This is a genomic window from Lentzea kentuckyensis (assembly GCF_002150765.1).
In the GTDB taxonomy this organism is placed as follows: domain Bacteria; phylum Actinomycetota; class Actinomycetes; order Mycobacteriales; family Pseudonocardiaceae; genus Lentzea; species Lentzea kentuckyensis.
The window spans coordinates 93,008-114,912 of the sequence record NZ_MUYM01000038.1; the positions used below are offsets into that span (position 1 = coordinate 93,008).

Genomic DNA, 21,905 nt, shown 5'->3' on the forward strand with positions numbered 1-21,905 from the left:
GCCGGTAGGGTGCCGCGCGTCTCGAATTGCACAGTGGAGATTCGCGTCGCCGGCGCGGAGGACGGAGAGGACGAGTGCGCACCGAAGAGGCCGGCCAGAAAGCCGAGTTAGGCCGGCTCAAGACCATGAAAGAGCAGATCCAGTACGCGCTGGAGCACATGCCGCGCGGGAGTTCGGTGGAGGACGTGCGCCGCTGGCTCAGCAAGCAGGGCCAGAAGGTGCCCAGCAGGCCGTACGCCACGCCGATCGTGAACGAATGGCGCGCTCGCAACGGGATCACCGACACGAGCGGCCAGGTGCTGCTCACACCCGAACTGATCGCGAAGCTGGACGAAGCCGACAGTGCCGTCGAGAAGGCCGACAACACTCCCGCGGTGCCGGCTGAACCCGATGGTGCCAAGGGTTTCTACGCGGTCGCGCTGCTGAGCATCGGCGTCAGCGTCGACACCTCGTGGCGGTTCTTCGAGCAGCGCCTCGGCATCACCGACACCTGGGAGCGCGTCGCCCTGTTCTCCGTGATGGAGGCGGCGCTCATCGCGTGCGGCTGGGCGATGCGCGGTGGCGTGCGCCGCGACGGCCGCCCCGGTCCGGCGCGGCTGGTGGCGTGGGCGCTGACGGCGTTCGCCGCGTTCGCCGCCCTCAGCCTGTCCGGCCCGATCGCCGGTACCGCCCGTGTCCTGCTCGGACCGGTGCTGGGCCTGGTGATGCTGCACCTCGCACTCGGCATCGAGATCCGCGCGTCGCGTCAGCGCACGACCACCTGGGCACGCGTGGGCCGCGAACTGCGGGAACGCGTGCTGTCGTTGCTGGGCCTGGGTGACGACGGCCGCGACGCCCTGGCGCGCACCCGCGACCGGGCGGCGTTGCGCGCGGCCGAACTCGCGCTGGCCAGCCGCTGGACGCCGTGGCGGAAAGCTCGGCTGCGCAAGGCTCTGCACGTCTCGCACGTGGCGCACGACCCCGCCCAGCGCGACCGGATGTTGCGCGAACTGGGAGTGCTCCAGCACGCGAACAAGCTCGCCGAGACCACCCAGCCGTCCCCGTGGTGACCTTCGCGTCCGCCGCTCCCGGGCTCGCGGCCGAGCTCGCCGACCTGGTGAACCGGGTGTACGCCGAGGCCGAGAAGGGACTCTGGGTCACCGGCGCCGCCCGCACCACCGAGGCCGAGATGGCGGGCCTGGTCGACGCCGGGCAGATCGCCGTGGCCCGGTCGTCCGAGCGCGTCGTGGGTGCCGTGCGCGTCCAGCAACTCGATGACGACATGGGCGAGTTCGGAATGCTGGTCGCCGCGCCAGAAGAACGCGGCACCGGCTTCGGCCGGGACCTGGTCTCCTTCGCCGAGGACTGGGCCCGCGAGCGCGGGCTGTCCCGCATGCAGCTGGAACTGCTGGTCCCGCAGGGCTGGACGCATCCGGTCAAGGACTTCCTGCGGGTCTGGTACACGCGCATCGGCTATCGCGTCGTGCGCTCGGACGATTTCGGTGAGGCCTTTCCGCAACTGGTCCCGCACCTCGCCTGTCCGTGCGACTTCCTCATCTTCCACAAGGAGCTGTGACGATCTCGGTCTCGGGATCGTGCGGGAGCCCCGTCATGCCGGCGACGATGATCGTCGCCTTCTCCCACGGCCGTTCGCGCAGCATGAACGGCAGCTCCTCGGCCAGCCACGCCCGGACGTGACGTCGCTGGGCCGCGGAGTCGCCGTCCCTGGCCACCAGCCGGCGTTCCTGCTCGTCGAGGTCACCCTGGATCCAGACCGAGGCGTCGAACCACCCGGCGAGATCCGCGCGGATGATCCCGGTGCCCTCGACCCACACGACGTCCATCCCGGCGGGGACGCGGATCGCGCCGGGACGGTGGTGCTCGATCCAGGCGGGCGGCCGGAACTCCACCGCCCCGCCCCGGCGCAGCGGCCTCAGGACGTTCTCCGCGAGGAGGTCCGCCCGGTCGAAGTACGCCTGGTTCCACGCGATGTCGTCGGTGTGCACGACCGCGGACCGGGGAACGACCTGCCGCAGCCGTTCGACGAGGGTGGACTTCCCGGCACCGCCACGTCCGTCGACCGCGACGAGAGCGGGCCGTCCGAGTGCGCACAGTCGTCGCCCGACGTCCGCCAGCTTCTCGACCCGCCAACCCGTGGCCTCGGCCTCACCCTCGTGCAGACGCATGGGCCCATCATCCGGTGGCGAAGCGACCCACCGCCACGAACGCGGCCAGGAGCAGCAGAATCACGTTGACGGGCAACGACTTCGTCTCCCCCAGCTTCAGGTGCACCCGCATCGCGAAGACCTGCACGATCACGAGCCCGACGGCGGCGATCGGCGTGAGCACCGGGGCGATACCGGTCAGCTGCGGCAGGACCAGGCCGAGCGCGCCCAGCACCTCGACGGCACCGATCGCCTTCACGGCCCCGTCCGTCATGTCCTTCGCCCACTCGAACCCGCCGGAGGCCACCATCTGCTCACGTGAGCGCGCCACCTTCATGACGCCGGCCGCCAGGTAGACCGCCGCCAGCAGCCCCTGCACCACCCACAACGCGATGTTCACCGCAGTCTCCAATCCTTACGAGTTGTGCGTAGCCTCATGCTCGGTAAGTTTTGAAGTTCTGCAAAAGGCACATCGATGTATGTGTCCAGGAAGGCGAGGTGGGCTGTGGCCGGGATCACGCACACGCGCACCTGTCCGCCGCCGTTGAACGACGGCGGCGCGGTCCGGGAGGTACTGGACCGCATCAGCGACAAGTGGAGCCTGCTGGCCATGGGCGCGTTGCGGTCGGGGCCGCTGCGCTTCGGCGAGCTGGAGAAGACGATCACCGGCATCTCCCAGCGCATGCTCACCCTGACGTTGAAACACCTCGTCGAGGACGGCCTGGTCAGCCGCACGGCCTACCCCGAGGTGCCGCCGCGCGTCGAGTACGAGGTGACCGCGCTGGGCAGGACGCTGGTGCCGCTGGTGATCGCGCTGGCCGAGTGGGCGATCGAGCACCGCGACGAGATCAACGCGAACCGCGACTCAGCGAGCTAGTAGCTTCGCGACGCCGAACTCGAACCGCTCCTCGAACGACTCCTCGGCGAGGAACGGCAGCACCTTCTCCAACGCGGGGCGCTCCCCCGGCGTGAGCTCGCCGGACGAACGCTGTGACAGGGCCTGTTCCTCCTGGCACAGCCCCAGGATGAAGTAGATGACGCCCCAACAGGTCCACGCGGCTTCACGTTCGGACAGGCCACCGTCGAGCAGCGCCGCGACGAACGCCTCGGCGACGTCCAGCGTCGCGGGCTCGTTCGCGTAGGTGCCGGCCACGACGGCGGCGCCGTCGCGGTGCGCGAGCAGAGCGCGGCGGTAGCGGCGGGCGATCTCGGTGGCGCGGGCGTGCCAGTCGTCCGGAAGACCGTCGAGCGAGGTGCCGGCGACGATCGCGTCGGCCATGAGCTCGGCCAGGCGGACCTTGCTGCGGGCATGCCACACCACGGAGTTCATGTGCACCCCGAGGCGGCGGGCGATCGCGCGCAACGTGACGGCGCCGGCTCCTTCCTCGTCGAGGAGCTCCAGTGCGGTGCGCACGACATCGGCTTGACTCTTGGTCACTGACCAAGTCTACTCGAAAGGACTTGTTGGTCAGTGACCAAGAGAGGTGTCGCATGCAGGACGTTGTCGTGGTCGGAGCCGGGCCGACCGGGTTGTGGCTGGCCGGCGAGCTGAGGCTGGGCGGGGCGTCGGTCACGGTGCTGGAGTCCAGGCAGGAGCGGGACCCGAACTCGAAGGCGCTCACGATTCACCCGCGCACGCTGGAGGTCTTCGACAGCCGCGGGGTCGTGGCACCATTCCTGGAGGAGGGCATCCGGATTCCGGACGGGCACTTCGCGGGCCTGCCGGCCCGGCTCGACTTCTCGGCGCTGGACACGCCGTACCCGTTCACGCTGGTGCTCGTGCAGGCCCGCACCGAGGAACTGCTCGAAGCCCGCGCCGAACGCATGGGCGTGACCATCCGCCGGGGCCGCGAGGTGACCGGGCTGACCGAGGACGGCGTGGTGCTGTCGGACGGAGAGGTGGTCGAGGCGCGCTACGTCGTCGGCTGCGACGGCACGCGCAGCACCGTCCGGACGGCCGCCTGCATCGACTTCCCGGGCACCGGGCCCACGACGTGGGGCTGGCTGGGCGACGTGGTCCTGGACGACCCGCCCGCGCGGGGGTTCGCGAACGTCACGGGCCCGGACGGCGGGCTGATGGTCGTGCCGCTGCCGGGCGGACGCCACCGGCTGGTCGGCGGGGATCCCACCGCGAACCGGTCCGACCGGCCAGGCGACCTGACCCTCGACGAGTTGCGCACGACGGTGCGGCGCATCGCCGGCACCGACTTCGGCATGCGCGATCCGGTGTGGCTGTCGAGGTTCAGCAACGCGACCCGGCAGGCCGCGACCTACCGCAAGGGCAACGTCCTGCTCGCGGGAGACGCCGCGCACATGCACTTCCCCACCGGTGGCGTCGGCATGAACGTGGGCATCCAGGACGCGCACAACCTCGGCTGGAAGCTCGCCGCGGTCGTCACCGGGCGGGCGGACGACAGCCTGCTGGACACCTATCACCGCGAGCGGCACCCGGTCGGTGCGGAACTGCTCGAACACACCAGGGCGCAGACCGCGTTGATGACGACGTTCTCCCCTGAGGGACAAGCACTCCGCGCGGTCCTCAGCCAGTTGATCTCGACGGCGCCCGACATGTCGAAGGTGCTCGCCGAGCGGCTGTCCGGACTCGGTGTCACCTACGAGACCGGTCGGCGCGTGGGCGGCCTGCGGCTTTTCGAGCGGCTGCGCACCGGCGAGCACGTCGAGACCGAGGAGGGGTTGCTGCGGCCGGACGGACACCTGGCGGCTCCCGCGCCGAAGTGATGACCGTCCGGCCGATCCGTTCATCCGCTGAAGGTGCTGCGGTACAACATCACTGGGGCAGCAGCACCGAGTCGATCAGGTAGACGGTCGCGTTCGCGGTGTGCACGCCACCGCAGATCACGTTGGCGTCGTTGACCTTCAGCGCGTCCTTGGAACCACTGACCTTCACCGTGCCGGTCTGCACCGTCTTCTGGTCACCGGCGATCTTGTCGGGCGAGATCTGGCCGGGGACGACGTGGTAGGTCAGGATCTTGGTCAGCAGCGCGTCGTCGGTCTTGAGCTTCTCGATCGTCGCGGCGTCGATCTTCGCGAACGCCGAGTCGACCGGCGCGAAGACCGTGAACTCGGCGCCGTTGAGCGTCGAGACCAGGTTCACCTTCGGGTTCAGCTTGCCGGACACCGCACTGACCAGCGTCGTGAGCAGCGGGTTGTTGCTCGCGGCGACGGCGACCGGGTCGGCGGCCATGCCCGACACGGAACCGGCACCGGACGGGACCTGCTTCGCGTAGTCGGCACAGCCGGGACCGACGAGATCCTTGGCCGGGTCGGCCATCGCGGCGGACGACGTCGTCGTCGGGGTGGGCGCGGCGCTGGAGTTGCTGCTGCTCGCCATGTCGCCCGAACCGCAGGCGCCGGCGAGCAGGGTGAGCGAGACGGCGCCGATGGCCAGGGCGGTGCTGCGGACGGTCTTGTTCATGACAGGACATCTCCAAAGAGTGGCCGAGCGGTTGCTGCCCGTGATTCGCCACCATTCGAGGAACGGATGGGTGCGGTTACCGATCCGTTACCAAGCCCACTGTCCACAGTCGACGGTCAGACCGTTTTCCTCATTCGAGACCGATCCATCGAGGCCTCCGCTGCGAACACCAGAGGACGACGCCGTGGAGAGGACACCCGATGCAGAAGCGTGAGCGGTCGCTGCAAAGCATTCCACGCGACGACGACCGCCCGGCCGAGCTCGCGGCCGACGACCTGCTGGCCCTGGTCGCACGGGGCGACGAGGCCGCGTTCGAGAGGTTGTACGACCACGTGTCCAGCTCGGTGTTCGGCCTGATCAGACGGATCGTGCGAGACCAGGCGCAGTCGGAGGAGGTGTTCCAGGAGGTGATGCTCGAGGTGTGGCGAACAGCCACCAGGTTCGATCCTGGCAAGGGCAGCGCCAACACCTGGATCCTGACCCTGACGCACCGGCGCGCCGTCGACCGCGTCCGGTCCGCCCAGGCCGCCACGCACCGCGAGGACCGCGTGGCGCGCCTGGACACCGAGAGGCCGTTCGACGAGGTCAGCGAACAGGTCAACGGCCGCCTGGAACAACGGCAGGTGCGCCGTTGCCTGAGCTTCCTGACCGATCTGCAGCGCGAGTCCGTGCTGCTCGCCTACTACCAGGGCTATTCGTATCCGGAGGTCGCGAGCCTGCTGGGGCTGCCGCTCGGCACGGTCAAGACCAGGATGCGCGACGGGCTGATCAGACTCCGCGACTGCATGGGGGTGACCGGATGAGGAGCACATCCGCAGACCTGCACACGCTCACCGGCGCCTACGCCGTGAACGCGTTGTCGGACACCGAAAGAGCGGCGTTCGACACCCACCTCTCCCGCTGCGGCTGCTGCGCCACGGAGGTCGCCGAGCTCACCGCCACGGCGGCCCGGCTGGGTGCGGCGGTCGCCTCCCCGCCACCTCCGCAACTGCGCGCGCGGGTGCTGGCGGCCGCTGCCGAAACCCGCCAGCTGCCACCGCGAACGGCACGCGTGGCCCGCGCCCGGAGCCTGCGCGGCCTGGGCGGGCTGCTCGCGGCCGCCTGTCTGGTCGCGGCGGTCGTCCTGACGGTGCAGGGACTTGGGCCGAGCGAGGACAGCGACACGCTGGCCCAGATCTCCCGCGAGTACAGCCAGTTCACCGATTTCCTGGCCACCCCGGACGTCCGGCTGGTCAGCGCCACTGGTCCGGACGGCGCCACGGGAACCGCGGTCGTGTCGGCGAGCCGGGACGAAATGCTGTTCCTGAGCCGGAATCTGCCCGCACCACCCACCGACCGGGTCTACCAGCTGTGGATGATCGGCGCCGACGGCCCCCGCCCAGCGGGAGTGCTGCCCGCGACCGGGTCGGCTCCGCTGATGGCGTCAGGAGTGTCCGGCGCGGAAAAGGTGGCGTTGACCGTGGAGCCGCAGGGAGGTTCCGCGACTCCGACCAGTCCACCCATGATGGTCATCTCGCTCGTGTGACGGTCACACCTTCACACGGGCCTTGGTGGTCCACATCCGGTAGCCCGCGGCGACGGCCTCCGTCTCCGAGGTGAAGGCCATGTCGCCCTTCATCCGGTTGTAGTAAGGGGAATCGGAGGTGTGGTACACCATCGTCTTCGAGTTCCCCTTGACCGGCAACGACTGCGTGACCGGCGGCTGCTCCACGACCACTTCCTCGGGCGCGGCACGCCTCGGCGCGGGCAGGGCCAGCCGGGGCAACGGCTGCTCAGGGCGCAGCCGGTTGCGCACCGACAGCCAGGTCATCAGCGAACCGACGCCGAAGGACACCAGGCAGAGCAGGAACATCTGCGAGAACAACCAGAGCACGACGAACTCCTAGCGGACTACGACGTCGACCTGGCGCAGGGCCGGGTCGTACTCGCCGTCGGGGGCGGGACGGGTCTCAAGTGCGATCAGCGCGGGCGACACGCCCTGGCCCACGAGCACATCGCGGACCATCTCCGCGCGTGTCGTGGCCATCGCGGGGTCGGTGCCGTGTGCCACCAACGTGATCGAGGCGCGCGGTGCGACGAGAAGCATGCGACCGACGCGTTGGACGAGCACCGGGCCGTGGCCTTCCCACGCCGTAGTGCCTTGCACGAACCGGATGGCGCCGTTGCCGTTCACCAGCCGGTTGATCGAGTCGTGCAGCGCCTCGACGTTCAGGTCACCGGCGGACGCGGACGGTCCGACCTCGACGCGGTCCGTGATCTGCAGTCCGTTCGCGGCCTGCCGGACCGCGTCCCGGACCGCGGTCGCACGGGCTTCGTCCGGCACGCGGGCGGCGATCGCGACCTGTCCGTTGTGGATGGTCGTGGTCACCTCGGACACCTTGGCGGACAACGCCGCCGACACCAGTCGCCCGACCACGGCCGGCGGGACGGGCAGCGTGCCGCCGAGCCGGAGCGCGGCCGTCACCCGGTGGTCGTCGGCCTTCGCCGCGTTGAGCAACGCCACGCGCTCGGTGTCGTCGGCGACCGCGCCGGACAACAGGATCTCGCCACCGCGCACGGCGACGAGCAGCTGTTCGGGTCCTGCGGGCCGTACGTCGGTGCTGCTGACACCGGACACGTCAGAGACCACGGCGCGTACCGCGTCCACGGACCGCGGCGACACTTCACTCACCACGACCGAACGGCCGCTCACCTCGACAACGCCGTGATAGCCGGCCTTGCTCAGCGCCGAACGCACATCGGTGTACAACGTCCGTTCGACGTCGTTGCCGTACACGAACACGCCGGTGGCGGCGAGCAGCGCGGGCACCAACAGCCCACTGATCCAAACCGCGTGAGGAAGACGCACGGCGCAGGGATTACCGGACCGCGATACCGAAAATCCAATCGCTGCCACCGTTTGGACAGAACTTCACCCGGTCAGGTGGCGACCCTCAGCACCGCGCGGCACACCTCGACGGGATCGCGCACCTCGTCCACCGTCGCCGCCGCACGAGCCGCGGCGGCGGCGAACCGCGAATCACCCAGCACCCGCGCCACGGCGGCGCGCAGATCGTCCACAGTGGCCGGACGCACGATCACCCCGCTCCCCTGCCTCGCCACCCGGTTCGCCATCTCCCACTGGTCGCCACCACCCGGCACCACCACGACGGGAACCCCGGCCAGCAACGCCTTGGCCAGCATCCCGTGCCCACCGCCACACACCAGCACCGACGACGCGCGCAGCAACTCGTCCTGCCTGCCAGGCCCCGACCGCACCCACGCCGGCAGCTCGCCCGGTGGCGGCGCGAACGTCGACACCACCGCCCGCACACCCAGGTCCCGCAGCGCGTCGAGCGTCATGCCGGCCATGTCGGCAGCACCGGTCCAGGCCGTCGACGGCGCGACCATCACCAATGGAGCGTCACCCGGCGGCGGACTCATCCGTTCCCGGCTCGCCTCCCACAACAGCGGCCCGACCACGTGCGCGTTGCGGGGCCAGTCGGGGCGCGGCACCTCCAACGCGGGCAACGTGGCGATCAACCGCACCGCCGGGCCCGCGCCCCGTGCGCTCAGACCGATCCGCTGCCGTACAACAGCGCGCTGCCGTTCCCCCTGCCGGATCGACCTGGCCGTCATCGCCCGCAGCACCGAGTCCCGCAGCCTGCCCCGGACCCCGACACCCGCGGCCAGCCCGCTGCCCATCGGCGGCAACGCCCGTGACGGCTCGTACAGCGGGTGCGGCGAGAGTTGCGCCCACGGCACGCCGAGCAGTTCCGCGGCCATGCTCGCGCCCAACGCCAGCACGTCGCACACCACCAGGTCGGGATCGATCGCCGCGAGCTGCGGGGTGAGTTTGGACGCCAGTTCCGCGGCCTGGTCGTGCAGCGCGCGGCCGAGATCCTCGGCGTCCCGCAGGTCGGCCAGCGCCAGACCGGTCACCCGTGCCGCCGTGATCCCCTCGTCCGCCGCGGCGCCGACCCATCGATCGCCGGTGAGCAGTACCGGGGTGTCGCCGGCCGCCGCGAACCTCAGGCACAACGCGATCGCCGGCACGACGTGCCCCGGATCGCCCCCGGAGACGACCGCGACGCGCATCAGCCGCGGTCGCGGACCGGCTGGTACGTCCGGCGCAGCAGCCGGTGGACGCGCCGCACCGCCGCCAGCCGTTCGCCGACGTTGAGGTCGAGCGCCCGCACCACCGGATCGTCCGGCCCACGCCGCCGCCGGATCTCGGCGAGCCGTTGTTCGACCGTCGTCGGATGACCGTCCGGGCTGGTCGTCATGTCGGCGTACCAGAGCGCGTCCCGCAGCCTGCCGCGTTCGTCGCCGAACTCCGCGAGCCGCTCACCCAGCCCGGTCAGCTCGGCCACCGCCGACGCGCCGGAATGATGCGCCACCAGCCCGCACACCCGCCGGTCGAGTCCGGCCCGCAGCAGGTAGTGCGCCCCGTCGAGGGAGTGCAGGCCGGTGTCGACGAGCTCCGAGGCGTACCCGATGTCGTGCACCCACGCGGCCGCGACCAGCAGCTCGCGCTCCTCGACCGGCAGCACCCGCGCCACCTGCCCAGCCCGGCGCGCCACCCCGGCCGTGTGCGCCCACCGGCGCGGCAACTCGGCGGCGAGCAGCCGTCGCGCGGTGTTGCGCGCCCAGTCCGACAGCCAGGTCCCCGACACCTCCGGCACCTCGGCCGAGAAGTCCAGCGCGGACGCCCGCACCGCGCGTTCGACCAGCAACGGCACGAAGTCCCGCACCCGAGCGTCACCGAACCGCGCGTTGGCGCGCTCGATCCACTCGTGCACCAGGCTCGGTGGCACCTCGTCGTGCTCCCGGACCAGCCGCGACTCCAGCCGCCTGATCCGCTCGTCCACCTGCCGCCGCACGTCCGCCGTCGTGGTCGTCAGCACGTCATCCGCCTTCCACCGTCACTACCCCGACCACCGTAGTCCCGGCTCGCCCCCGTACCGATCTATCGCTGGCCATGAACGGCGCTTTCGTGGACCTGAGGTCCACGAAAGCGCCGTTCATGGCCAGCTCACGGGTGTACGAGCAGGTCCATCACGGCCGGCAGCTCAGCGCGTAGCTGCGCAACGGTGGCGGCGTCATCCGCCAAGTGGTGTAGCAGCGCGCGTTGGAACACCCCGTCCAGCGTCACGTAGACAGCGGCCGAAGACCCCGCGACCGACCCGCCCAGCAGCTCGGCGTACCGGCTGATCACCCGCCACACCATGGCTTCCCGGTGGCTGTCGATCTCCAGCACGTCCGCCCGGAACGACGCGTCGAACAGGCTCTGGTTGCGCAGGTCGTACCAGAGCCGGTGCAGCGTGGCGTCCTGGCCGAGGGTGTCGAAGAACATCGCCACGAACTCGGACCGCAGCTGCTCCGACGTGACGGCGTGGGCGACCACCTCGTCGTACCGCGTCACGCAGACGACCTCGTACTGGCGGACGGCCTCGGTGATCAGGTCGCGCTTGTCGGCGAAGTAGTAGTGCAGGACGCCGTGCGAGAACTCGGAGTTCTGCGCGATCTCCCGCAGGCTGGTGCGGGCGTAGCCCAGTTCGGCGAGCGTGTGCAGGGTCGCCACGGCGAGCTCGGTCCGCCGGGCGTCGAACTTGTCGACCTGCCGGCGGGCGATGCGGTCCTGCTTGCTCTGCGCGACCTTGCCCTCAGCGACGTCTGTCACGTCTCGGATCCTAACGCCGATCACGACAATGGCTGACCAGTCGTCCAAAGAATCTTGGACAGTTGTCAAAGAAAAACTTGACGACTGTCAAGCCGCAGCTAGGGTGTGAGCCAACTCACTGAGGAGGCGTCGCAATGACGAGTTATCAGCTGAACGGGCGGAAAGCGCTGGTCACCGGAGGTGCGCGAGGACTGGGCGCGGGCATGGCCGAGGCGCTGGCCGCGGCCGGCGCGTCGGTGCTGATCGGCGACGTTCTGGAGGACGAGGGCAAGCAGACCGCCCAGACGCTGCGTGACTCGGGCGCGACCGTGGAGTTCGTGCCGCTGGACGTCACCGACGACGAGAGCTGGGCCTCGGCGGTCAGCACGGCGGTCGACGCGATCGGCGGGCTCGACATCCTCGTCAACAACGCAGGCGTCGAGATCACCAGTTTGATCACGGAGCTGAAGACGCCCGACATCCGCAAGATGCTCGACGTCAACGTGCTCGGCACGGCGCTCGGCATGAAGCACGGGCTGCGCGCGATGCGTCCCGGTGGCGCGGCTGGCAACGGCGGTTCGATCATCAGCGTGGCATCGGTCGCGGCGACCATCGCCTTCCCCGGCATCAGCGTCTACTCGGCGACCAAGTCCGCCATCGACCGGCTGACCAGGGTGGCGGCCGCGGAGTCCGGCAAGCTCGGCTACGGCGTGCGGGTCAACTGCATCTACCCCGGCCTCACACCCACCGCGATGGGCAACCAGCTGGCCGTCGACTGCGCCGAGCTCGGCCTGTTCCCCTCACCGGAGGCCGCCGCGGGCGCGGTGGTGGAGCTGACGCCGCTCGGCCGGCTCGGGCAGGTCGACGACATGGCCGACGCCGTGGTGTTCCTCGCCTCCGACGCTTCGAAGTTCATCACCGGAGCTGGTCTTCCGGTCGACGGCGGGATGGGGATGTGATGGACAAGCCTGTCGTCGTCTACGGCGCCTCCGGCTACACGGGACGTCTGATCTGCGAGTACCTGCGCGAGTACGGGGTGCCGTTCCTCGCCGCCGGCCGGGACGGCAAGCGGGTCAAGGAAGCCGTCGACGCGGTGCCCGGCATCGAGACCGTCGACCACGAGATCCTGGAGGTCGAACACACCGAGGCGGCGCTGACCGAGGCGTTCACCGGGGCCCAGGTCGTGCTGAACACCGTCGGGCCGTTCTCCCGCTACGGCCACGAAGCGGTGCGGGCGAGCCTCAACGTCGGTGCGCACTACACCGACACCAACGGCGAGCAGGACTGGATGATCGACGCCGACGCGCAGTACGGCGCCGAGTTCGCCAGGCAGAACCTGTTGCTGTCCCCCGGCCTCGCGCAGATGTACACGGTCGGCGAGATCGCCGCGCAGATCTGCCTGGAGGAGCCCGGACTGGACACTTTGGACATCGGGGTGTTCTGGAAGGGTTATCCCACCGTCGCTTCGACCAACACGATCCTCACCAACGCCGCGTTCGCGAAGGCCTACTACCTCGAACAGAACCAGTACGTGGAATGGCCGGCGGACGCGGGACTGTACGAGCTCGTGGTGCCCGGCCAGCACGAACTGGGCCTGGCGCTGCCGTGGGGCGGCACCGCGCATCCGGTGTGGTTCAAGAAGGATCCGCGCGTGGCGTCGGTGCGGGCGCTCGGCGGGGTGTTCAACCGGCCGTTGATGCTCGGTGTGCCGCAGATCGTCACCGCCGCACTCCAGCAGATGGAGGGCAAGTCGGACGCGGAGAAGTACCAGATCGTCGACGAGTTCTCCGCGCAGGTGCGCAGTGAGATGCCGCCACGCGAGAACCCGCGGATCAACATCTCGCTGGACTCCGTGCACGCTTCCGGACCGCTCGGGCGCGCGCACTGCGTCATCCACGGCAACTGCAACTACAAGCAGACGGCGTTGCTGAACGTGCACGCGGCGGTGCACCTGTTGCAGGACGTGCCGCGGCGGGTCGGGTTCGCGTCGGGCTGCCAGGCGTTCGGCCATCGGGAGCTGCTGGGCGCGCTGCGGTCGTTCGGTCTCGTGCTGGACCCGATCCACGAGGTGCACCGCTGATGCGGCTCTGCGACTACCTCGACAAGGGCGCGTCGCTCGGTGCCGACGCGCCCTGTCTGACCATCGGAGACGTCTCCCAGTCCTACGCCGAGGTGCGGCAACGTTCCCGCGCGATCGCGGGAGCGTTGCAGGACAGCGGAATCAGGCCGGGAGACCGGGTCGCGGTGCTCTCCGCCAACGACCCCCTCGCCCTCACCTGCGTGTTCGGCATCTCGCGGGCCGGCGCGGTGTGGTGCCCGGTCAACCCCCGCAACGAGGCGGCGGAGAACCGAGAGCTGCTCGACCTGTTCGGCTGCCGATGCCTGTTCTTCCAGGCGAAGTTCGCGCCACTCGTCGAACGCATCCACGGCGACCTGCCGGCGTTGACCACGCTGGTGTGCCTGGACGGTGAGGTCGACGGCGCTGTCACGTTCGACGAGTGGCTGGCGAAACACGGCCGGGAGCCGGAGCCGGTGACGCCGCCGGACGATCTCTGCGTGCTCGCGGGCACCGGCGGCACCACCGGCCGGCCCAAGGGCGTGCGGCTGACCGGCCACAACCTGCAGACCGCGACCGCGCTGACCCTGATGAGCTACCCGTTCGGCGAGCGGCCGCGTTACCTGGCGCTCGCGCCGCTCACGCACTCGGCGGGCGTGCTCACGTTCCCGATCATGGCGCTGGGCGGAGAGACCGTGATCATGCCGGCGCCGGACCTCGGCGAGTTCCTGCGGCTGATCGAGGAGCACCGGATCACGCACGCGTTCCTGCCGCCGACGGTGATCTACGGCCTGCTCGACCACCCGGCCCTGGACTCGACAGACCTGACCTCGTTGCGCTGCCTCTGGTACGGCGCCGCGCCGATGTCCCCGGTGCGGCTGACCGAGGCGCTGCGGCGGATCGGGCCGGTACTGGGCCAGCTGTTCGGGCAGACCGAGGCACCGAACATGATCTCCACCCTGGCCCCCGCCGACCACTTCCTGCCCGACGGGTCGATCGCCACCGCGCGGTTGTCGTCGGCGGGCAGGCCGACGCCGCTGACCCAGGTCGCGATCATGGCTCCGGACGGCGCGCTGCTGCCTCCCGGTGAGCGCGGTGAGATCGTCGTCCGCGGGCCGTTGGTGATGGCCGGGTACCACGAGAACCCGACGGCCACCGCCGAGGTGAGCGCGCACGGCTGGCACCACACCGGTGACATCGGTTATCTCGACGAGGACAACTTCCTGTACATCGTCGACCGCGCGAAGGACATGATCATCACTGGCGGGTTCAACGTCTACTCGGCCGAGGTCGAGAAGGCGTTGCAGGCCCATCCGGCGGTCCAGGACAGCGCTGTTGTCGGTCTTCCGGACGACAAGTGGGGCGAGCGGGTGGCCGCGGTCGTGCAGCTGCGCGCCGCTGGTGACGCCAGTGAGGACGCGTTGATCGCGTTCGTGAAGGAGCAGCTGGGCAGCGTGAAGGCGCCGAAGCAGGTCGAGATCTGGCCCGACCTGCCGCGGTCCAAGGTGGGCAAGGTGCTCAAAGCCGAGATCAGGCAACGGCTCAGGCCATGATCACGACCTGCCGGACCGCCTCGCCGGACGCGAGCCTCGCGAACCCGTCGTTGACCTCGTCCAGGCCGAGCCGCCCGGACAGCAGCCCGTCGACCGGCAACCGGCCCGCCCGGTACAGGTCGACGAACCGGGGCACGTCCCGGCGCGGCACGCACGAGCCGAGGTAACTGCCTTTGAGCGTGCGTTCCTCGGCGACCAGGTTCAGCGCGGGAAGGGTGACGGTGCGATCCGGGTGCGGCAGGCCGACCGTGACCGTGGTGCCGCCGACAGCCGTTGCGGCATAAGCCTGTTCGAGCACGGCCGCGACTCCGGTGGTGTCGATGACCTTGTCGGCACCACCGTTCGTGAGTTCTCGGACGTGTTCGACGACGTCCGGGCCGCCTGGGACCTCGTGCGTCGCGCCGAGGGTGAGGGCGAGCCGCCGTTTGTGCTCGACGACGTCCACCGCGACGACCTGGGTCGCGCCGGCCGTGACGGCCGCGAGCACCGCGGCGAGGCCGACCCCGCCGAGGCCGAACACCGCGACCTTCTCCCCCGGTACCACCTGGGCGCTGTAGAACGCGGCACCCGCGCCGGTCAGCACCGCGCAGCCGAACAGGGCGGCGATGTCGAGTGGCAGGTCCGATGGCACTCGCGTCGCCGAGCGGTCGGAAATGACGGTGTACTCGGCGAATCCGGACACGCCGAGGTGGTGGTGCGGCCGGGTGCCGTCCGCGAGCGTCCACCGGCGGTGTCCACTGAGGAGGGTGCCGTCGCGGTTCGCGGCGGCGCCCGGTTCGCACAACGCCTGCCGTCCGGAAGCACAACGACGGCAGGCGCCGCACGCGGGCACGAACGACATCACGACGTGGTCGCCCGGCTTGAACTCGGCGTTCGGCCCTGCCTCGACGACCTCGCCCGCCGCCTCGTGACCGAGCACCATGGGCAACGGCCGGATGCGCGATCCGTCGATCACGGACAGGTCCGAGTGGCACAGGCCGGTGGCGTGGACCTTGACGAGCAGTTCGCCGGGGCCGGGCGGGTCGAGTTCGAGGTCGACGATCTCGAGCGGCCCGCCGACGCCGGTCAGCACCGCGCCTCGCGTCCTCACGCGATCACCAGACCTTCCATCGCCGTGCGGAGGTTCGCCGGGATCTCCACCGGCTTGCGGGTCGTGCGGTCGACGAACACGTGCACGAAATGGCCTTCCGCCACGACGTCGGCGTTTCCCTCCAGGAAGAACCCGACCTCGTACCGCACGCTCGACCGGCCGAGGTGCCCGACGCGCAGCCCAGCGTCCAGCGCGTCCGGGAAGGACACCGAGGCGCGGTAGTTGCAGTGGGACTCCACACACAGCCCGATCTGCTGCCCGGCCTGGATGTCCAGGCCCGCCTCGATCAGCCACGTGTTGATCACGGTGTCCATGAACGCGTAGTGGACGACGTTGTTCACGTGTCCGTACACGTCGTTGTCCGCCCACCGGGTCGGAATCCGCTGCCAGTGCCGGTAGTCGTCGCGCACACGACCTCCATCGTCGTCAGTCGAGCCTCCGGGTGAGCTCGACCCGTGACCGTACGCCGAGCCGCGCGAAGATGTTGCGCAGGTGGTGCTCGACCGTGCGGTGGCTCAGGAACAACCGCGCGGCGACCTCGCGGTTCGTGGCGCCCTCGGCGACCAGCCGGGCGATCTGCGCCTGCTGCGGCGTCAGCGCCGGGTGGTCCTTCGGTTCACCGGTGGGGTCACCGGCCGCGCGCAGCTCGGCCTGGGCGCGCGCGGTCCAGTGATCAGCCTGGTAGGACTGGAAGATGCGCACGGCGTCCCGCAGATGTTCGCGTGCCGCCTTGGGTTTGCGGCTTCTGCGGAGCCGGTTCCCGTACAGCAGCTCGGTCTTGGCGAGCTCCATGGCGGTGCCGCTGGCTCGGTGCAGCCGGATCGCCTCCTCGAAGTGCTCGTCGGCGGTCCCGGTCGCCAGCAGGGCGCGGCACCGGTGTGAGAGGGCCAGCCGTGCCGCGCTCCCCGTGATGTCCGCCCACTTCTCGAACCGGGCGAGCGCTCTGTCCCCTGTGGACGGTTCACCGCAGGCGACGGCGGCCTCCACGACGTGCGGCGCGGCCATCACCTTGATGCCGACATGACCGGAATGCAACCGCAGCCGGGCCAGGGCGTCGGCTGGCCGGTCGCGCGTGAGGTCGACGCACGCGAACGCCCACGCGCGGAGGGTGCCGGGCCGGATGAGTCCACGCCGGGTCATGTGTTCGGTGGCGGTGTCGATGCGGTGCAGCGCGCTGTCCGCGTCGCCGCGCAACGCCGCCAGCAGGGCGAGGATCGTCAGGTGGTCGATCACCGCGTTGTGCTGACCGATCGCCGTCGCCGCGTGCACGCCCTCGGTGGCCGCGGTCAGCGCCGCGTCGTGCTGGTCCAGCAACAACGCCGACAGCGCCCGGTACATCGACGCCCACGGCACCAGCGCGGTCAGTCCGCCCTCTCGCGCCGACGTGACCGCGCTGGTCGCCATCTCGTGCGAGCGGCCCGCGTCGCCCAGCACGTACGCCGCCTGGCTCGCCCAGATCCGTGCCTGGGCGCCGGGGACCTCGTCGGCGAGCTCGACCACCTCACGCAGTGCGGGCAGGGCCTCCTCGTGCCGTCCGGCGAACGTCGCGGACATCCCGATCAGGTGATCGAGGGTGAGGCGGGTGGCCGGTGGTTCGTCGCCGCGCCGGATCGCCCTGGCGAACTCCGCCGCGGCGGTGTGCCTGCGCTGGTCACCCGCGATGTTCGCCGCCTCGCCCGCGAACCCCAGCGCGGCGATCGCGAGCGTCCGGCGCGTACCGACCAGGCTCTTCGCGGCACGGATCAGGCGGTCGGCGGCGATGTCCGGGAGTCCCTCGCCCAGGTCGATACCTCCGACGAGGAGGTCGACGAGCGCCATCAGTTCGCGATCGTCGGTCAACCGGACCGCGCCGCGCAGGACCGCCCGCGACCGGTGCGGCGCACCATGCGTCAGATGGTCGGCGGCGGCGTTGAGCAGGCACCGGGCCTTCGCCTCGGGATCGGTGACCAGCTGGGCCGCACGGCCGTGGTCGCGGGCCGCGGTGGCGAAATCACCGCACCGGCGGGCGTGTTCGGCGTGCTTGGTGAGGTCGCCGGCGAGGGCGGTGTTCTGGTGCGCGACCGCCTCGTGCCACGTGCGCCGCGCACCCGGCGGCAGCGACTTCGCCAGCTCGGCGTGCGCCCGCCATCTCAGCGCCGACGGCACCTCGGCCCGCAGCACCGACCGGATCAGCCTGCGCGGGTCGAGCAACGTGCCGGCCTCCGCCACGGCGTCCGGGTCCAGCCTCGCCAGCGCCTCGGCGTCGAGCTCCTCGTCCGCGGCGGCCAGCGCGACGACGTGCCGCGCGCGGGGTGACAACGCGGCGAACCGGGCACGCAGCCGAGCCCGCAGCGAACTGGTCTCCGGCAGCACGTCCGGCGCCGGTGCGGTGCCGCCGAGCTGGGCGGACGTGAGCGATCCCGCGAGCTCGACCAGCGCCAGCGGGTTTCCGCAGGCCAGATCGGCGAGATCCACGGCGAGGGTGGCGGGCAGTCCCGGCACCAGGTCGTGCAGCACGAGCAGGCTCGCCGAGCGGTCCAGCGGGTCGAGGGTGACGCTCGGCAGCCCGTGCGGCTCTCCCTCGGTGGCGATGAGCAACGCGGCTCGCGTGCCGGCGACATCGCGGGCGAGCCGCAGAAGGTCGTCATCGAGAGCGAGGACCTCCACGCACAGCAGCGCGTCATAGGTGGGCCGTACCGCGTCGAGCAGCGCCGTCTTGCCCGAACCGGCCTCTCCGCGCAGCACCAGCACCCCGCCGCACCCCGCACGCGCACGGTCGATCAACGCGTCGACGGCGACGCGCTGCCGCTCGCGGTCTCGCAGCATCGAGCCAGTCTCGCGGCGGCGGGACCACCTGCGGAAGGGGTTCGGGCAACTTTTAACTACCGCTGTTAGTTTTTCCGCGGCAGACCGGTGGTTGTACCGATGCGGGCCGGCGCGCCGGGCTTGCAGGGTCGAGACGTCCTCGGTTCCCCTGCCGAATGAGGTGTACATCGCTGTGCAACTCCGCGCCCTGATCCCTGTCGCACTCTCACTGATACTCGTCACCGGCACCGCACAGGCGGCGGCCAACCCGTACGAACGCGGCCCGGCGCCGACCGTGGCGAGCATCGAGGCGGTGCAAGGGCCGTTCGCCGTGTCCCAGACCTCGGTGCCACCGCCGGTCACCGGCTTCGGCGGCGGCACGATCTACTACCCGACGAGCACCGCCGACGGCACGTTCGGCGCGATCGCCATCTCGCCCGGTTTCCTCAGCCCACAGTCCGCCATCGCGTGGCTGGGCCCGCGCCTCGCGTCCCAGGGCTTCGTCGTGTTCACCATCGACACGATCTCGACCTGGGACCCGCCCGACAGCCGCGCGACGCAACTCCTCGCCGCGTTGGACTACCTGACCCAGCAGAGCACCGTGCGGACACGCGTCGACGCCACCCGGCTCGGCGTCATGGGCCACTCGATGGGCGGTGGCGGCACCCTGCGCGCGGCCAGTCAGCGGCCGGCGTTGCAGGCGGCGATCCCGCTGACCGCGTGGCACACCACGAAGAGCTGGCCGTCCGTGCAGGTGCCGACGATGGTGATCGGCGCCGAGAACGACTCCATCGCGCCGGTCGCCTCGCACTCCGAACCGTTCTACACCAGCTTGCCGTCCACATTGGACAAGGCGTACCTGGAGCTCAACAACGCGTCACACCTCGCGCCGAACACGCCCAACACGACGATCGCGAAGTACAGCATCTCGTGGCTCAAGCGGTTCATCGACAACGACACCCGCTACGAGCAGTTCCTCTGCCCGCTGCCGGCCCCCAGTGCGCTGATCGAGGAGTACCGGGGCAACTGCCCGCACTCCTAGAGTCCACGGAGCATCAGCTGAAGGGCGAAGTCGAACCGTTCGTGCTCATCGCCTGCGTTCAGCTTGTCCGCGTGTTCGACCGTGTGCGGGAAACGGCTCACCGGCAGCATTCGCAGCCGCGCGAGCATCTCCTCGCGGTCGATCACGCGGGCGTCCGCGTCGTGGTCCGGGTGCCGTCGCAGTGACGCTTCGAAGGTGTAGGCGCTCACGTACAACAACGCGGCGTCGATCGCCCACGCCGCGGACTGCGGCGACACACCGCCGGCCAGGAAGATCGCGAGCAGCCCCTCGGTGAGCCGGAGCGTGTCGAGGTTGGTGGGGGCGGCCGACAGCGCGGCGCGCGAGATCCCCGGATACCGCAGGAACTGGTCGCGCAGCTGCCCGCAGACGTCGGCGACCTGCTCACGCCACCGCGCTGGGTCCGGCGTGGGCAGCGCCACGTTCTTGCTGAGCACGCCGATCAGCAGGTCGTCGAGCTCGGCCTTGTTGCGCACGTGCGCGTAGAGCGACGCAGGCCCGGTGTCCAGGGCGGCGGCGACGCGGCGCATCGTCAGCGCGTCGAACCCCTCGGTCTCCACCAGCCGCAACGCGGTCGCGAGGATGCGGTCGACCGTGATCGGTTCCTTGCGCGCCGGGGCCGCGTGTTCCAGCGCCGCGATCTGGGTCGCCCACTCCTCGCGTGAGCTCTTCCGCTTCATGCCACCCACCCTACCAGTTGACCCGAACAGTGTTCGTGAGTAGAACAGTGTTCGTGACAACTACCCGCACCCCTTCATTGGGAGAAGCGTGGATCGCCCTCACCGGACTGTCCGCCGTGTTCCTGTTCGAGATGCTCGACAACTCGATCCTCAACGTCGCCCTGCCCGCGATCGGCCGCGACCTGCACGCCTCCACCACGGCACTGGAGTGGGTGTCGAACTCCTACGCCGTGGTGTTCGGCGGCCTGATGCTGGTGTTCGGCGCCGTCGCCGACCGCTACGGGCGCCGCCGCGTGATGCTCGCCGGCCTGGCACTTCTCGCCGTCGCGAGCCTCGCGACCGCGTTCGTCACCTCGGTGGCCGCACTCATCGCCGTCCGCTCGGTGATGGGCGTCGCGGCGGCGATGACCACGCCCGGTTCGATCGCGCTGGCCTTCCGGCTGTTCCGCGACGACGACCTCCGCGTGCGCGCGATGTCGCTCATCTCCACCATCGGCCTGGTAGGCCTGGCGATCGGGCCGCCGCTCGGCGGGTTCGTGCTGACCGTCGCGCCGTGGCAGGCGTTGCTGCTGGTCAACGTCCCGATCGCGGTGTTCGCGTTCGTCGGCATCAGCCGCGGCATCGGGGCCGACACCGACCTGCACCGCAGTCCCGCGGATCTCCCCGGCGGCGTGCTCGGCACCGCGACCATCGTGCTCGCCCTCGTCGTGCCGACGTTCTTCGTCGAGGAGGGCGCCGGATCCTGGCTGCCGTGGACCGCGCTGGCACTGACGATCGCGGCGGCGGTGTCGTACGTCGTTCGCGCGCGCACGGTCGCGCATCCGTTGCTCGACCTGAAACTCGTCGCCCGTCCCCTGGTCTCCAGCGGCCTCGCCTACAAGGCCGCGACCGGTCTGGCGGCGGCCGGACTCACCTACCTCGTCACGCTGCAGCTGCAACTCGACTGGGGCTGGTCCCCCGCACTCGCCGCCGCCGGCATGCTGCCGCAGGTGGCCGTCCTCATCGCGGGAGGCCCGCTGGCCAACCGTTTCGTGCGCTGGGCCGGCCTCAACCGGGCCGTGGGCCTCGGCGCCGCGTGTGTCGTCGCCGGCCTCGCCGTCTACGCCCTGCTCGGGCGCACGGGCTATCTCCCGGTCGCGGCCGCCCTGATGCTGGTCGCCGCGGGCATCCGCGTGGTCGGCGTCGTCGCGGGCGTGAACGTCCTCAAGGGCCTGCCGGAGAACCGGACCTCGATCGGCGCCGCACTCGTCGACACCGCCTCACAGGTCACGTCCGCCACCGGCATCGCGGTCAGCGGCACGATCCTGGCGGTGCTGTTCGCCGGCGGTATCGCGCAACCGGGCTGGACCGGTGCGCAGACCGCCCAGTTCGAACTGGCCGTCACGCTGGGCAGCCTGACGTTGACGGCGATGTCGGCCGCTCTCGTGATGTGGGCGTTCCTGCGCATGCGCAACGCCTGAG

At 70.5% G+C, this 21,905-nt stretch carries 24 protein-coding genes; 11 read left to right on the forward strand and 13 right to left on the reverse strand.

Translation table 11 applies throughout. The annotated features are described in order from the left end of the window. Positions 1–74: 74 nt before the first annotated feature. Both B0F77_RS19835 and B0F77_RS19840 read left to right on the forward strand, forming a co-directional pair. Positions 75–1,049, forward strand: a complete 975-nt coding sequence (locus tag B0F77_RS19835) for a hypothetical protein (protein ID WP_086664415.1) — start codon at positions 75–77, stop codon at positions 1,047–1,049. After that, positions 1,046–1,555 (forward strand): GNAT family N-acetyltransferase, encoded by a 510-nt coding sequence (locus tag B0F77_RS19840; protein ID WP_245848416.1) that lies wholly within the window; start codon positions 1,046–1,048, stop codon positions 1,553–1,555. Before B0F77_RS19835 ends, B0F77_RS19840 begins: the two co-directional genes overlap by 4 nt. Here the strand turns inward: B0F77_RS19840 and B0F77_RS19845 are convergent. Both B0F77_RS19845 and B0F77_RS19850 read right to left on the reverse strand, forming a co-directional pair. Then, entirely contained in the window at positions 1,533–2,165 is a 633-nt protein-coding gene (locus B0F77_RS19845) for a uridine kinase family protein (protein ID WP_211293886.1), read from the reverse strand. The two genes, B0F77_RS19840 and B0F77_RS19845, sit on opposite strands and share 23 nt — an antisense overlap. A 7-nt stretch (positions 2,166–2,172) precedes the next feature. Further along, positions 2,173–2,544 carry a DoxX family protein gene (locus B0F77_RS19850; protein WP_086664416.1) on the reverse strand — a complete coding sequence of 124 codons (372 nt, stop codon included), beginning with the start codon at positions 2,542–2,544 and terminating at the stop codon, positions 2,173–2,175. 105 nt (positions 2,545–2,649) lie between these two features. Between B0F77_RS19850 and B0F77_RS19855 the strand changes: the two genes are divergently transcribed. After that, complete coding sequence (locus tag B0F77_RS19855) at positions 2,650–3,021, forward strand: winged helix-turn-helix transcriptional regulator (protein WP_245848418.1); 372 nt, start codon at positions 2,650–2,652, stop codon at positions 3,019–3,021. Here B0F77_RS19855 and B0F77_RS19860 read toward each other — a convergent pair. Then, positions 3,010–3,582, reverse strand: coding sequence for a TetR/AcrR family transcriptional regulator C-terminal domain-containing protein (locus tag B0F77_RS19860; protein ID WP_086664418.1), 573 nt, complete (start codon positions 3,580–3,582; stop codon positions 3,010–3,012). The two genes, B0F77_RS19855 and B0F77_RS19860, sit on opposite strands and share 12 nt — an antisense overlap. 53 nt (positions 3,583–3,635) lie before the next feature. Here B0F77_RS19860 and B0F77_RS19865 point away from each other — a divergent pair, with 53 nt between their 5' ends. After that, entirely contained in the window at positions 3,636–4,883 is a 1,248-nt protein-coding gene (locus B0F77_RS19865) for an FAD-dependent monooxygenase (RefSeq protein WP_086664419.1), read from the forward strand. A 49-nt stretch (positions 4,884–4,932) separates the two neighbouring features. On the opposite strand, the gene B0F77_RS19870 is transcribed toward B0F77_RS19865, so the two are convergent. Next, positions 4,933–5,580: a fasciclin domain-containing protein gene (locus tag B0F77_RS19870; protein ID WP_086664420.1), complete on the reverse strand. Its 648-nt coding sequence runs from the start codon at positions 5,578–5,580 to the stop codon at positions 4,933–4,935. 200 nt (positions 5,581–5,780) lie between these two features. Between B0F77_RS19870 and B0F77_RS19875 the strand changes: the two genes are divergently transcribed. Together B0F77_RS19875 and B0F77_RS19880 are read left to right on the forward strand one after the other, a co-directional pair. Continuing rightward, complete coding sequence (locus B0F77_RS19875) at positions 5,781–6,383, forward strand: sigma-70 family RNA polymerase sigma factor (RefSeq protein ID WP_086664421.1); 603 nt, start codon at positions 5,781–5,783, stop codon at positions 6,381–6,383. Beyond that, positions 6,380–7,105 carry an anti-sigma factor gene (locus B0F77_RS19880; protein ID WP_086664422.1) on the forward strand — a complete coding sequence of 242 codons (726 nt, stop codon included), beginning with the start codon at positions 6,380–6,382 and terminating at the stop codon, positions 7,103–7,105. The genes B0F77_RS19875 and B0F77_RS19880 overlap by 4 nt, the downstream gene beginning before the upstream one ends. A gap of 3 nt (positions 7,106–7,108) precedes the next feature. On the opposite strand, the gene B0F77_RS19885 is transcribed toward B0F77_RS19880, so the two are convergent. The 5 genes from B0F77_RS19885 to B0F77_RS19905 all read right to left on the reverse strand — a co-directional run bounded on the left by B0F77_RS19885 (position 7,109) and on the right by B0F77_RS19905 (position 11,242). Beyond that, positions 7,109–7,453: a sunset domain-containing protein gene (locus tag B0F77_RS19885; RefSeq protein WP_086664423.1), complete on the reverse strand. Its 345-nt coding sequence runs from the start codon at positions 7,451–7,453 to the stop codon at positions 7,109–7,111. 9 nt (positions 7,454–7,462) lie between these two features. Further along, complete coding sequence (locus B0F77_RS19890) at positions 7,463–8,389, reverse strand: hypothetical protein (RefSeq protein WP_143466829.1); 927 nt, start codon at positions 8,387–8,389, stop codon at positions 7,463–7,465. A gap of 110 nt (positions 8,390–8,499) precedes the next feature. After that, positions 8,500–9,657: a glycosyltransferase gene (locus B0F77_RS19895; protein WP_086664425.1), complete on the reverse strand. Its 1,158-nt coding sequence runs from the start codon at positions 9,655–9,657 to the stop codon at positions 8,500–8,502. Further along, the gene (locus B0F77_RS19900) at positions 9,657–10,466 is read right to left on the reverse strand and encodes an HD domain-containing protein (protein WP_245848420.1); all 810 of its coding nucleotides are present in this window, start codon (positions 10,464–10,466) and stop codon (positions 9,657–9,659) included. Before B0F77_RS19900 ends, B0F77_RS19895 begins: the two co-directional genes overlap by 1 nt. Before the next feature lie 128 nt (positions 10,467–10,594). Next, positions 10,595–11,242: a TetR/AcrR family transcriptional regulator gene (locus B0F77_RS19905; RefSeq protein ID WP_245848422.1), complete on the reverse strand. Its 648-nt coding sequence runs from the start codon at positions 11,240–11,242 to the stop codon at positions 10,595–10,597. A 134-nt stretch (positions 11,243–11,376) separates the two neighbouring features. On the opposite strand from B0F77_RS19905, the gene B0F77_RS19910 reads away from it, so the two are divergent. From B0F77_RS19910 to B0F77_RS19920, 3 genes are read left to right on the forward strand one after another with little or no spacing between them, the layout of a single operon-like run. Further along, on the forward strand, positions 11,377–12,180 hold the full coding sequence (locus B0F77_RS19910) for an SDR family NAD(P)-dependent oxidoreductase (RefSeq protein ID WP_086664426.1): 804 nt from the start codon (positions 11,377–11,379) through the stop codon (positions 12,178–12,180). Then, positions 12,180–13,301 (forward strand): DUF5938 domain-containing protein, encoded by a 1,122-nt coding sequence (locus tag B0F77_RS19915; RefSeq protein WP_086664427.1) that lies wholly within the window; start codon positions 12,180–12,182, stop codon positions 13,299–13,301. The genes B0F77_RS19910 and B0F77_RS19915 overlap by 1 nt, the downstream gene beginning before the upstream one ends. Continuing rightward, positions 13,301–14,830: an acyl-CoA synthetase gene (locus B0F77_RS19920; protein WP_086664428.1), complete on the forward strand. Its 1,530-nt coding sequence runs from the start codon at positions 13,301–13,303 to the stop codon at positions 14,828–14,830. Before B0F77_RS19915 ends, B0F77_RS19920 begins: the two co-directional genes overlap by 1 nt. Here B0F77_RS19920 and B0F77_RS19925 read toward each other — a convergent pair. The 3 genes from B0F77_RS19925 to B0F77_RS19935 are packed head-to-tail and all read right to left on the reverse strand — an operon-like array spanning position 14,820 to position 18,725. Continuing rightward, positions 14,820–15,920, reverse strand: a complete 1,101-nt coding sequence (locus B0F77_RS19925) for a zinc-binding dehydrogenase (protein WP_086664429.1) — start codon at positions 15,918–15,920, stop codon at positions 14,820–14,822. The genes B0F77_RS19920 and B0F77_RS19925 overlap by 11 nt on opposite strands. Further along, positions 15,917–16,330 (reverse strand): acyl-CoA thioesterase, encoded by a 414-nt coding sequence (locus B0F77_RS19930; RefSeq protein WP_086664430.1) that lies wholly within the window; start codon positions 16,328–16,330, stop codon positions 15,917–15,919. Before B0F77_RS19930 ends, B0F77_RS19925 begins: the two co-directional genes overlap by 4 nt. Before the next feature lie 16 nt (positions 16,331–16,346). Beyond that, the gene (locus B0F77_RS19935; protein ID WP_143466830.1) at positions 16,347–18,725 is read right to left on the reverse strand and encodes a LuxR family transcriptional regulator; all 2,379 of its coding nucleotides are present in this window, start codon (positions 18,723–18,725) and stop codon (positions 16,347–16,349) included. A 172-nt stretch (positions 18,726–18,897) separates the two neighbouring features. Between B0F77_RS19935 and B0F77_RS19940 the strand changes: the two genes are divergently transcribed. Further along, positions 18,898–19,746, forward strand: a complete 849-nt coding sequence (locus B0F77_RS19940) for an alpha/beta hydrolase family protein (RefSeq protein ID WP_245848423.1) — start codon at positions 18,898–18,900, stop codon at positions 19,744–19,746. Here the strand turns inward: B0F77_RS19940 and B0F77_RS19945 are convergent. Further along, the gene (locus B0F77_RS19945; RefSeq protein ID WP_086664432.1) at positions 19,743–20,444 is read right to left on the reverse strand and encodes a TetR/AcrR family transcriptional regulator; all 702 of its coding nucleotides are present in this window, start codon (positions 20,442–20,444) and stop codon (positions 19,743–19,745) included. The two genes, B0F77_RS19940 and B0F77_RS19945, sit on opposite strands and share 4 nt — an antisense overlap. A 53-nt stretch (positions 20,445–20,497) precedes the next feature. Here B0F77_RS19945 and B0F77_RS19950 point away from each other — a divergent pair, with 53 nt between their 5' ends. Beyond that, positions 20,498–21,904: an MFS transporter gene (locus B0F77_RS19950; RefSeq protein WP_342746807.1), complete on the forward strand. Its 1,407-nt coding sequence runs from the start codon at positions 20,498–20,500 to the stop codon at positions 21,902–21,904. Position 21,905: the final 1 nt, after the last annotated feature.

Coding starts and splice junctions, on each gene's coding strand:
- B0F77_RS19845 (WP_211293886.1), bottom strand. CDS start 2,165: ATGCGTCTGCACGAGGGTGAGGCCGAGGCCACGGGTTGGCGGGTCGAG.
- B0F77_RS19865 (WP_086664419.1), top strand. CDS start 3,636: ATGCAGGACGTTGTCGTGGTCGGAGCCGGGCCGACCGGGTTGTGGCTG.
- B0F77_RS19870 (WP_086664420.1), bottom strand. CDS start 5,580: ATGAACAAGACCGTCCGCAGCACCGCCCTGGCCATCGGCGCCGTCTCG.
- B0F77_RS19875 (WP_086664421.1), top strand. CDS start 5,781: ATGCAGAAGCGTGAGCGGTCGCTGCAAAGCATTCCACGCGACGACGAC.
- B0F77_RS19880 (WP_086664422.1), top strand. CDS start 6,380: ATGAGGAGCACATCCGCAGACCTGCACACGCTCACCGGCGCCTACGCC.
- B0F77_RS19895 (WP_086664425.1), bottom strand. CDS start 9,657: ATGCGCGTCGCGGTCGTCTCCGGGGGCGATCCGGGGCACGTCGTGCCG.
- B0F77_RS19910 (WP_086664426.1), top strand. CDS start 11,377: ATGACGAGTTATCAGCTGAACGGGCGGAAAGCGCTGGTCACCGGAGGT.
- B0F77_RS19915 (WP_086664427.1), top strand. CDS start 12,180: ATGGACAAGCCTGTCGTCGTCTACGGCGCCTCCGGCTACACGGGACGT.
- B0F77_RS19920 (WP_086664428.1), top strand. CDS start 13,301: ATGCGGCTCTGCGACTACCTCGACAAGGGCGCGTCGCTCGGTGCCGAC.
- B0F77_RS19935 (WP_143466830.1), bottom strand. CDS start 18,725: ATGCTGCGAGACCGCGAGCGGCAGCGCGTCGCCGTCGACGCGTTGATC.
- B0F77_RS19945 (WP_086664432.1), bottom strand. CDS start 20,444: ATGAAGCGGAAGAGCTCACGCGAGGAGTGGGCGACCCAGATCGCGGCG.